Source organism: Luteibacter sp. (genome assembly GCF_036500425.1).
Taxonomy (GTDB): domain Bacteria; phylum Pseudomonadota; class Gammaproteobacteria; order Xanthomonadales; family Rhodanobacteraceae; genus Luteibacter.
The window spans coordinates 70,158-79,819 of the sequence record NZ_DASYCB010000044.1 but is presented as its reverse complement, the minus strand read 5'-3'; the positions used below and the strand labels follow the sequence as shown (position 1 = coordinate 79,819).

At 63.4% G+C, this 9,662-nt stretch carries 10 protein-coding genes; 5 read left to right on the top strand and 5 right to left on the bottom strand.

All coding sequences use genetic code 11. The features are described 5' to 3' along the window. Nucleotides 1-109 precede the first annotated feature (109 nt). The gene (gene kbl / locus VGN46_RS10890) at nt 110-1,309 is read left to right on the top strand and encodes a glycine C-acetyltransferase (protein WP_331643623.1); all 1,200 of its coding nucleotides are present in this window, start codon (nt 110-112) and stop codon (nt 1,307-1,309) included. A gap of 79 nt (nt 1,310-1,388) precedes the next feature. Here the strand turns inward: kbl and VGN46_RS10885 are convergent, their stop codons facing one another. Beyond that, nucleotides 1,389-2,120 (bottom strand): pseudouridine synthase, encoded by a 732-nt coding sequence (locus VGN46_RS10885; protein ID WP_331643621.1) that lies wholly within the window; start codon nt 2,118-2,120, stop codon nt 1,389-1,391. Nucleotides 2,121-2,312: 192 nt separating this feature from the next. Between VGN46_RS10885 and VGN46_RS10880 the strand changes: the two genes are divergently transcribed. After that, complete coding sequence (locus VGN46_RS10880) at nt 2,313-3,758, top strand: hypothetical protein (protein ID WP_331643619.1); 1,446 nt, start codon at nt 2,313-2,315, stop codon at nt 3,756-3,758. Between the two features lie 79 nt (nt 3,759-3,837). On the opposite strand, the gene VGN46_RS10875 is transcribed toward VGN46_RS10880, so the two are convergent. The 3 genes from VGN46_RS10875 to VGN46_RS10865 all read right to left on the bottom strand — a co-directional run bounded on the left by VGN46_RS10875 (nt 3,838) and on the right by VGN46_RS10865 (nt 6,961). After that, nucleotides 3,838-4,551, bottom strand: a complete 714-nt coding sequence (locus VGN46_RS10875; protein WP_331643616.1) for a C40 family peptidase — start codon at nt 4,549-4,551, stop codon at nt 3,838-3,840. A gap of 266 nt (nt 4,552-4,817) precedes the next feature. Next, nucleotides 4,818-5,522, bottom strand: a complete 705-nt coding sequence (locus VGN46_RS10870; RefSeq protein ID WP_331643614.1) for a YggS family pyridoxal phosphate-dependent enzyme — start codon at nt 5,520-5,522, stop codon at nt 4,818-4,820. Further along, on the bottom strand, nt 5,519-6,961 hold the full coding sequence (locus VGN46_RS10865) for a M20 family metallopeptidase (protein ID WP_331643612.1): 1,443 nt from the start codon (nt 6,959-6,961) through the stop codon (nt 5,519-5,521). The genes VGN46_RS10870 and VGN46_RS10865 overlap by 4 nt, the downstream gene beginning before the upstream one ends. A 278-nt stretch (nt 6,962-7,239) precedes the next feature. Here VGN46_RS10865 and VGN46_RS10860 point away from each other — a divergent pair, with 278 nt between their 5' ends. The 3 genes from VGN46_RS10860 (at nt 7,240) to VGN46_RS10850 (ending at nt 8,697) form a co-directional block, all read left to right on the top strand. Next, entirely contained in the window at nt 7,240-7,575 is a 336-nt protein-coding gene (locus VGN46_RS10860; RefSeq protein WP_331643610.1) for a ComEA family DNA-binding protein, read from the top strand. 112 nt (nt 7,576-7,687) lie between these two features. Further along, on the top strand, nt 7,688-8,137 hold the full coding sequence (locus tag VGN46_RS10855) for an SET domain-containing protein (protein WP_331643608.1): 450 nt from the start codon (nt 7,688-7,690) through the stop codon (nt 8,135-8,137). Nucleotides 8,138-8,154: 17 nt separating this feature from the next. Further along, complete coding sequence (locus tag VGN46_RS10850; RefSeq protein WP_331643606.1) at nt 8,155-8,697, top strand: GNAT family N-acetyltransferase; 543 nt, start codon at nt 8,155-8,157, stop codon at nt 8,695-8,697. Between the two features lie 60 nt (nt 8,698-8,757). Here VGN46_RS10850 and VGN46_RS10845 read toward each other — a convergent pair whose 3' ends face one another. After that, nucleotides 8,758-9,657 (bottom strand): hypothetical protein, encoded by a 900-nt coding sequence (locus VGN46_RS10845; RefSeq protein ID WP_331643604.1) that lies wholly within the window; start codon nt 9,655-9,657, stop codon nt 8,758-8,760. Nucleotides 9,658-9,662: the final 5 nt, after the last annotated feature.

Here is a 9,662-nt window from a genome sequence, read left to right as displayed (position 1 = left end):
GCGCTTGCGCGCGATGGGCGCTTGCCTCAAGCCCCATCGCGCGCAAGCGCGCTCCTACAGGGCAAGCACGGGGTAGAATCGGGATTTACCCGTCCCCGGAAGTCGTCCCATGTCCTATCCCGCCCAGGATCGCCTCGCCGCCGAGCTCGCCTCCATTCGCGAGCAGGGCCTGTTCAAGGCTGAACGCATTATCGTGTCGCCCCAGTCCGCCGAGATCGAGCTCGAAGGCGGCCGCAAGGTGCTCAATTTCTGCGCGAACAACTACCTGGGCCTGGCCGACCACCCCGAGGTGATCGCTGCCGCCAAGGACGTCCTGGATACCCACGGCTTCGGCATGGCCAGCGTGCGCTTCATCTGCGGCACGCAGGACCTGCACAAAGAGCTGGAGGCCAAGATCGCCCAGTTCTTCGGCACCGAGGACACGATCCTCTATGCTGCCTGCTTTGATGCCAACGGCGGCCTCTTCGAACCGCTGCTGGGCGAGGAAGACGCGATCATCTCCGATGCGCTGAATCACGCCTCGATCATCGACGGCATCCGCCTTTGCAAGGCCAAGCGCTTCCGCTACAACAACTGCGACATGGCCGACCTGGAAGCCCAGCTGCAGGCCGCAGACGCGGCCGGCGCACGCACGAAGCTGATCACCACCGATGGCGCCTTCTCCATGGATGGCTTCATCGCCCCGCTGGATGAAATCACCGCGCTGGCGAAGAAGTACAACGCACTGGTCCACATCGACGAGTGCCATTGCACAGGGTTCCTCGGCGACACCGGCCGCGGCTCGGCCGAGTTCCACGGCGTGCTCGACAAGATCGATATCTTCACCGGCACGCTCGGCAAGGCGCTGGGTGGCGCGTTGGGTGGCTTCACCACCGGCCGCAAGGAAGTGATCGAAATGCTCCGCCAGCGTTCGCGTCCGTATCTGTTCTCAAACTCGCTGCCGCCGCACGTGGTCGCCGCGGGCAGCAAGGTGTTCGACATGCTCGCCGCCGCCGGTGACCTGCGCGACAAGGTGAAGACAAACACCCGCTACTTCCGCGAGAAGATGACCGAAGCTGGCTTCGACATCCGCCCCGGCCAGCACCCGATCGTGCCGGTGATGATCTACGACGCGAAGCAGGCCCAGGCCATGGCCAGCGAGCTGCTCGAAGAAGGCATCTATGTCACCGGTTTCTTCTTCCCGGTCGTCCCGCAGGGCAAGGCGCGCATCCGCACCCAGATGAGCGCGGCGCACACACGCGAGCACCTGGACAAGGCGATCGCCGCGTTCACCAAGGTCGCGAAGAAGCTGGGCGTCCTCAAGGCCTGATTCCCGCCCAACCAACGGGGATCATTACCCTGTAGGAGCGCGCTTGCGCGCGATCGCGCACAAGCGCGCTCCTACAGGGTTAGCGTTTCCGTAGTGCGGTAACCTCGCCATCGGTGAGGTGCCGCCATTGGCCCTTGGGCAACTCGCCCAACGGCAGCTCGCCAATGGCGACCCGGACCAGCCGCTGCACCTCGAAGCCCAGCACCTGCATCAACCGGCGGATATGCCGGTTGCGGCCTTCGTCCAGCGTCACTTCGAGCCATGCATTCTTTTCGCCCTGGCGCAGCAGTGTGGCGGCGCCGGCCCGCAGCGACTCGCCCTCGTCCACGACGCCTTTGAGCATCGCGTCGATCGTCGCGTCATCAGGATGCCCCGCCACCTGCACGTGGTACGTCTTCGGCACGTGCGTCGCCGGATCGGTGATCCCCGCGGCCCACACCGTATCGTTGGAAAGTAGCAGGAGGCCCTCGCTGGCTTTGTCCAGGCGCCCCACTGGGCCGAGCCACGGCAAACCCGCGCCCTCGAGCAGGGAGTACACCGTATCGCGTCCGCGTTCGTCGGACGCAGACACCACGATGCCACGCGGTTTGTTCATCAACAGGTAAAGCGGCGCCGCCGCTTCCGCGCTGCCACCATCCAGATCGATATGCTCGCTTCCGCGGATCGGAAACTCAGGGTCGCGGATTACCCTGCCATCAACGCGCACCCTGCCCTCGCGCACGAGGTTTTCACCCTGGCTACGAGAGCAGATGCCGCGTTTGGAAAGGACGCGGGCGAGGCCGAAGCTGGGCGTCAAGGGGGTTCTGGGCACGTCAGGAAATCATCGAACGGCGGGGTGCCGCTCGGCGATTTTACATCGGTGGCCCGATTAAACCGACGAACATTCAATGGCGTAGCCGTTGACGCACGGAAAACGCATTGCGATAGCCAAGGGCAGCACGCTTCGTCAGGCTTCGATTGTGTTAAGAGCTGTGAGCATCGTAGCCACGGATGAGGTAACACGATGACCGACTTTTCCAAGCTAGCGGACGCGGTCGTCCAGTACGGCCTGAGCGTGGGCGGTAAAAAGCCCACAAATTCGACGGATGCGCTCGCTGCTCTGAAGGCCCTTGAGCAACAAGCCAACACACCCGCGACTCCGAATCAAGGACCGGATGTGGGCGATCTCCTGGAGGTTTACGGGTACCTCGAGATATGGACCTCTGACAGACTTCCGCGTCTCTACGGTGCCCTGGACGCCTTGCTCGGCGCTCTGAACAGCGATGAACTTCCTTCCCGTCCGTTGCCAGAACTTGCGTGCGCCGACATCCGCGCGCCCGCAAGTCCCGGCATGTCAGTGAGCTCCGTCAGTAAGGATCAAGACCGAACCGATAGCAACCCTCAGTCCGAGAGTTCAGCGGCTCTTGATCCAGCCGATGGGGCCAAGGTTGCCGCGGTGCTACGGCAGGATGCAGATCGCTTCATCCATTGCGCGCGGAACGTCCTTGAAACATTTGAAAAGACCTGGAAAGTTGCAAGCACGCGTGCCGACCAACGACTCAACGAGAGCCCATCTTATGGGGCGGGTCCACGACCACCGATGCCCCCGGTTGCGAGCCTCCCTATCCTGGCCCCATCGCCACTCCCGAATGACGATAACGCGGGTGGATACTCGATATATGGCGCTGCGGCCATGGCGAACCTGACCGCCGAAACCAGGAACGACGGCGCGCTCCTGGCTTCGCTATTACTGAACTCAGTCTCCGGGCCCATGAACTCCGGTCCATGGGAAAAGGAGGTCTTCTACCCGCTACGGAGCACGATTGACCATTTTGCGCAGGACACCGGCGCGCTTGCCACGCAATACAGAGCGTCCACGACGCGCCGAAGGGCCGATCAGATAAGAGAGCCTGCGAAGTCGCGGCTTAAGGCGCTATGGGCGACGCTCCAGGACATTGAAGCCTCAAACGCTCTAACGGCGCCCGCGGAACCGTATGAATCAGGCAAGTGGATCGATGCTGGGGCGGCTGAAGACAACAAGATGAATTCGCTCGACAGTTCATTAGACATGCTGCGCTACTTCATGCAGGAAGCCTTTGCGACAGGCGCAAAGGCGTACGGCGAGTTCTGCGACATTCTCGGGAATCGTCGCTGGCGATTCGATATTGAACCGACACAGTGGGCGGAAGGCTTGCCCGAACTAAGCGCCTTCACGTCCACACTGGGAAGTGCCGGCGGGACGGGCGCCGTCGTGTTCAGCTACCTCGACAAGGTTGCCGATCCCTGGCAACGGAGGAAAGCCGCTTGCATCGTAAATCTGACGGTCGAGGGCGATCTGGTAGAGAGAGGTACTCACACAACGCAATTCGGGCAACAAGTGTCGTACGAGCGCCGGATGAGCCCGAAAGAGAGCGACCAATACCGCGACGGAAAGGAACGAGTGCCGGTCCACTACGGTCGCGGGGCGTGAGTCGATGAACTGGTAGGCAAGCCAAAAAAAAACGGCATGCCGTGGCATGCCGTTTCGGAAAAGTCGTTGAAGGGACCCGTCAGATCTTGGCGATACCTTCGGGGCGCTTGGCGCCGGCGAAGTGCTTGGACCAGTACGCCTCGTTGAGGCTATCCACGCGCACCGTCTTGCCTGCCGACGGGGAGTGGATGAACTGGCCGTTGTCAATGTAGATACCGACGTGCGAGATGGCCTTACCGCGGGTGCGGAAGAAGACCAGGTCGCCCGTCTTCATTTCGGTGCGCTTGACCGACAGCCCGGCGAGGAACTGGCTGGCCGAGTTGGTGGGCAGGTCGAGGCCAATGCTCTTGGCGAACACGTAGCGGACGAAGCCGCTGCAATCAAAACCGGCGGTCGGGGTACGACCACCGCGGTGGTAACGGATATCACGGAGCTTCATGGCGAAGGAGAGCAGTGCCTCGCGGGCGTGGCCGTCGACATGGCCAGCCAGGCGGGCGGTCGCGGCAGCGACGAGGCTATCGTCGTCATCGCCGTCGACAGCGTCGGCTTCCTGCGCATCCTGTGCCGACGCCACGGTAGCGACAGCGGCCTTGGGCGCGGCGAAAGTCGAAGCATCCGGAATGATGGACTGCGCCAGGCCATTGGCCGGGGCGAAGACCGGAAGGTCGGTGAGCAGCAGCGTCGCGGACTGGTCGAGGCCTTGCGGGGCCTGGATGGTGTCAGCGATGGCGGGTGTTACAGCGGCGATACAGCAAGTAGCTAACGCGAGAGCGGTCAGTCGCTTGAAATGCATGAGCGAGGAGGCCTGTTCATCGTGGAGTTAAGCCGCCGCTTGCGTGGGACGACCGTGAACGAGTGGTGAAGTTACCAAACCCCATTAGCCCTGTTGTTGGCATAAAGTTAAAAATCGCCATTCCTAGGAATAATTGAGAGATTCCGTAATAAATAACGGTAACCCAATCACAATCCTGAACAGATTTAAGCACTTGCTTCACGTATGTGAGCACTTACGGATCGCCTCCCGGCGATCCTATTGCCGATCTGTATTAACTGAACTGATCAGTGCTTGTAATTCCGTGCACCGAATATCGAGCTGCCGATTCGCACTTCGGTGCTGCCTTCGGCGATAGCCAGGGCATAGTCGCCACTCATGCCCATGGACAGGCGCGGCAAGGAGTGGCCCGCTTCTTGCCCCCTGTTCCGGCACTGATACAGCGCCCGGAAGTTCGCCCGCACGACAGCGTCGTCATCGCTGTGTTCGGCGATCGTCATCAGCCCACGCACCTGCAAAGAATGGAACGCCCTGAGCTGCTCGAGGAAGCGGAGCAGCTCGCCGGGCGGCAGGCCGGTCTTGCTGTCCTCGGCGGAGGTCTTCAGTTGCACCAGCACATCGATGGCCCTGCCCTGCGCCTGCAGTGCCTTGTCCAGGGCAACGGCGAGTTCCAGGCGGTCAAGTGACTGGACCTCGCTGGCGAGGGCCGCCACGACCTTGGCCTTGTTGGTCTGCAGGTGGCCGATGACCACCCAGTCCAGTCCAAGCGACGCCAGTTCGGTCGCCTTGGCCTGGATCTCCTGCACCTTGTTCTCGCCAAAGCGGCGCAACCCGAGGTTGGCCGCTTCCGCGACCACTTCAGCGCCGAAGGTCTTGCTAACGGGCAGCAAGCCGACCTCGGCCGGATCGCGGCCTGCCGCATGGCAGGCCGTGTCGATCCCCGCCCGCACGGCCGCCAGGCGGCCTGCCAGCGTGGCGAGGTCGTCGCTCATGCCTTCGACGCTTCCTGGAAGTGACGGGCGACAACGCTGGCCACCACCATGCTCACGCGCTTGCCGGTGGGGATATGCAGGAACTCGTTCGGGCCATGCGCGTTGGAGTGCGGGCCGAGTACGCCGGTGATCAGGAACTGCGCCTGCGGGAACTTCTCGCCGAGCATGCCCATGAACGGGATGCTGCCGCCCTCGCCCATGTAGGCGGCCGGCTGGCCGAAGTAATCCTGCGACGCCTGGGCCACGGTGTCTTCCAGCCACGCCGAGAGGGCCGGGGCATTCCAGCCGCTACCGTCCTTCTCCAGGGCGAAGCTGACCTTCGCGCCGTACGGGGGATCCTTCTCGAGCAACTGCTTGAGGAATTTGCCGGCCTCGGCGCCATTGAGGGTTGGCGGTACGCGCAGGCTGAGCTTCACCGAGGTCTTCGGACGCAGCACGTTGCCGGCACTCTCCAGCGCCGGCATGCCACCCACCCCGGTTACCGAGAGCTGCGGGCGCCAGGTGCGGTTGAGCACCAGCTCAGTCAGGTCGTCAGTCGTCGGCTTCATACCTTCAACGAACGGGAACTTGTCGTAGATCGCCGTGCCCAGCACATCGGCCGACTTGCGCGCCTGCGCCTTGCGCTGCTCCGGGATCTCGACGTACAGCTCCTTCGGGACGATCGTGCCGGTTTCCTGATCTTCCAGGCGGCTCAGCAAGTCGCGCAGAATGCGGAAGCTCGAAGGCACCACGCCGGAGGCATCCCCGGAGTGCACGCCCTCTTCCAGCACCTGCACGGTGAGGTTGCCGCCGGTCATCCCGCGCAGCGAGGTGGTCAGCCACAACTGGTCGTAGTTGCCGCAACCCGAATCCAGGCAGACGACGAGCGCCGGGTTACCGATGCGGCCCGCGAGGTGATCCACGTAGTACGGCAGGTCATAGCTGCCCGACTCTTCGCAGGCTTCGATCATGATCACGCAACGCGCGTGCGGCACGCCCTGCTCGCGCAACGCGAGCAGGGCCGCCAGTGAACCGAAGATCGCGTAGCCATCATCCGCGCCGCCGCGGCCGTAGAGCTTGTCGCCCTTCAATACGGGCGTCCACGGCCCAAGGTCGTCGGCCCAGCCGGTCATTTCCGGCTGCTTGTCGAGGTGGCCGTAGAGCACCACGGTCTCGTCGGTGCCCTTGCCGCTAATACCTTGCGCCGGCACGTCGATGAAGATCAGCGGCGTGCGGCCCTCCAGACGAACCACTTCCAGGGTGGCGCCCTCGAGCGCCGGCAGCTTCGAACGCGCCCAGTCCTCCATCAGCTTCACCGCCTGGTCCATGTAGCCGTGCTCGCGCCACTGCGCGTCAAACATCGGCGACTTGTTGGGGATGCGGATGTACTCGACCAGCTGCGGGACGATTTCCTGATCCCAGAGGCCACTGACGAAGGAGGTGATGCGGGAGGTATCCATGGCTCGCCTTGCTAGGTGGGGCAAAGGCTGATTGTATCAGCGCTGGGCAGCGGGGCCCGATCGCGCGCAAGCGCGCTCCTGCACGAGACCTGCGTCACCTTGGGCCACGCTAGCCCTGTAGCAGCGTGCTTGCACGCGATGGCGCCCATGTGGGCGCCCGCCTTCACGCCGCAGGTAGCGAGGCGCACACGTGGCAATACCCGACGCCGCTAAGCAAGGGATCCCGTACGCGGCACAGTGCCCAAGCGCCATCTGGCGCCTAAGCCAAGGAACCCCACATGTCTGTTCGCCACCTGCTATTTACCGCCCTGCTCCTGGCCGCACCGGCCTTTGCTTCTACGCCGGTCAACATCAATACGGCCGATGCCACGGCCCTCGCCCAATCGCTTGACGGCGTGGGCCTGGCCAAAGCCCAGGCCATCGTCGCGTGGCGCGATGCCAACGGCCCCTTCACTTCCGCCGACCAGCTTGCCGAGGTGAAAGGCATCGGTGAATCGCTGGTCGAACGCAACCGCGACGCCATCCAGGTCGAGGGCGGCAAAGCCACTACGAAGCCGCGCACGGCCAAGGCTGGCAAGGCCAGGAAGGCCGCCGCGGTGGACGACGAAGGCTGAGCTCCGGGGCCGCCTTCGCAGGCGGCCCTTCCACTCGGCGCGCAACGCGCTACACTCGCGCCCCATGCCAGGCCGGGGGGCTGTGGCACGGAATTGGGGCAAAGAAGATCCAATGATCCTTCCGCGTTACCGCATCGCTGCGTCGACCATCCAAGGGGCCGGCAAGGGGCTTTTTGTCGACGAATTCGTGGCTGCGGGCCGCGTCGTCACGGCGCCTGACAGCATCGACCGCACCTATCCGTGGGCCGACATCGTGGCCTCGCAGGACCTGTACGCCGCCGCCCGCTGGTTCGAGGATCGCTACACGCTTTCCCCCGACTGGCCGGACGAGTGCTACGTGAACCACAGCTTCCGCCCCACCGGCCTGTGGCACCTCGGATTTATATTTGCGACCAAGGATTTGCCGCAAGGCACTGAAATAACAGTAGATTACCGCCACCTTCTCGCACCCGGCCAGATCGAGGACTTTGCCGATGGCGAAACTGGTGAGAAAATAACCGGCTTGTCCTGGCAAGAGAGCCTCCGCGTGAGCACTCACGCTCTGGCTACCTTGCTCGGCTGAAACTTCTGGTCACCTCGATGGCAACTGCAGATATCCCCGTTCTCGAAACGCCGCGCCTGCGGCTCACCGCGCTCACCGAACGCCATTTCGACGATTACGCCAACATGCTGGCGGACGCCGAGAGCACGCGCTGGATCGGTGATGGGCAGCCGTTGGATCGCATGAACGCTTGGCGTTCCATGGCCATGCTGCTTGGCCACTGGGCCTTGCGTGGGTGTGGCATGTGGGCGATCGAGTTGAAGGACACCGGCGAGTTCATCGGTCGCGCCGGCTTGATGAAGCCGGAAGGCTGGCCTGACCTGGAACTGGGCTGGATGCTCAAGCCAGAGCATCGCCACCATGGCTATGCCACGGAAGCGGGTACGGCGATCCTGGATTTCGCGTGGCACGAGATGCACGCGCAGCGCGTGATCAGCCTGGTGCGCATCGGCAACGAAGCGTCGGATCACGTCGCTGAACGCCTGGGCGGCGAGCACATCGACAACATCGATTTCCTCGGCGGCGCGACCCACCTGTTCGCGTACTACCCGCCCCACCGCGAAGTCCGCCGCGCGAGCTAACGCGCGCCCTGTCGACAAGAAAAAGCCGCGAGCCATCGCGGCTTTTTTTGTTGTAGCCGATCAGAGCGCCGGGGCGAAATCCGTCCGGCGGCGGCGATGCGCGTTCACGGTGGCCAGGCGCGACAGCGCCAGCAAACGCGCCGTACGCATCCATGCCACCACGACCACCCCCAACTGCACGATCAGGAACGCCACCCACGTGCCGCCACCCGCCGCCGTTGTATTCCCACGCCACGACGCGATCAACACCATCAAGATCGCGCCCACCAGCGTAATCACCAGGTACACCAGCAACGTTGCAAACGGTCGGCGCAGGAACTGCATGAACCCACGCCCCAACGCGCGGAACGCCGAACGCAACGTAATATCCGCGATGTACGCCGCACGCGCCGATTCCACGATGCACTGGACGATCACGAACACCAGCAACGTCACGCCGAGCGTCACGTTCGTCCACATATCCGCACTCGACTCAAGCAACGCCGCATCACTCTTGTCCGACCCAAACGACGACAAACCGCTCGCCGCCAGGCCAAACAGGACATACGGCACGAGCGAAAGGATCAGCAGGCGAAGCATGCGCCCGTACTCGGTAGCGCCACCCTGCAGCAGCGCGCCAAAGCTGAGCGCCCTGCCCGCACGCCCCCCTGCCACCACCATACCCGTGAGGAACGGCGAAATGGCCAGGGTCAACAACACGCCGGCGATGAACGCCATGCCCGTCCACTGGTTATTGCGCTGCAAGCCACCCATGACGTCGGCAAACATCAGGCCATTGAAATGCGCCGCATAGCTATCCGCGTGCACGCTATGCCCGAGCATGCCGTCCAAGGCGGCCCACAAGGGCAGCGACACCATAAGCGTCGGCAACAGCGTGACCAGGATCCACAACAACATCACCCGCCACTGCAGTCCGCCGAGCGCGCCAGCACCGAGTGCGGCGAAGGCGGAACGTTTCACTTGGC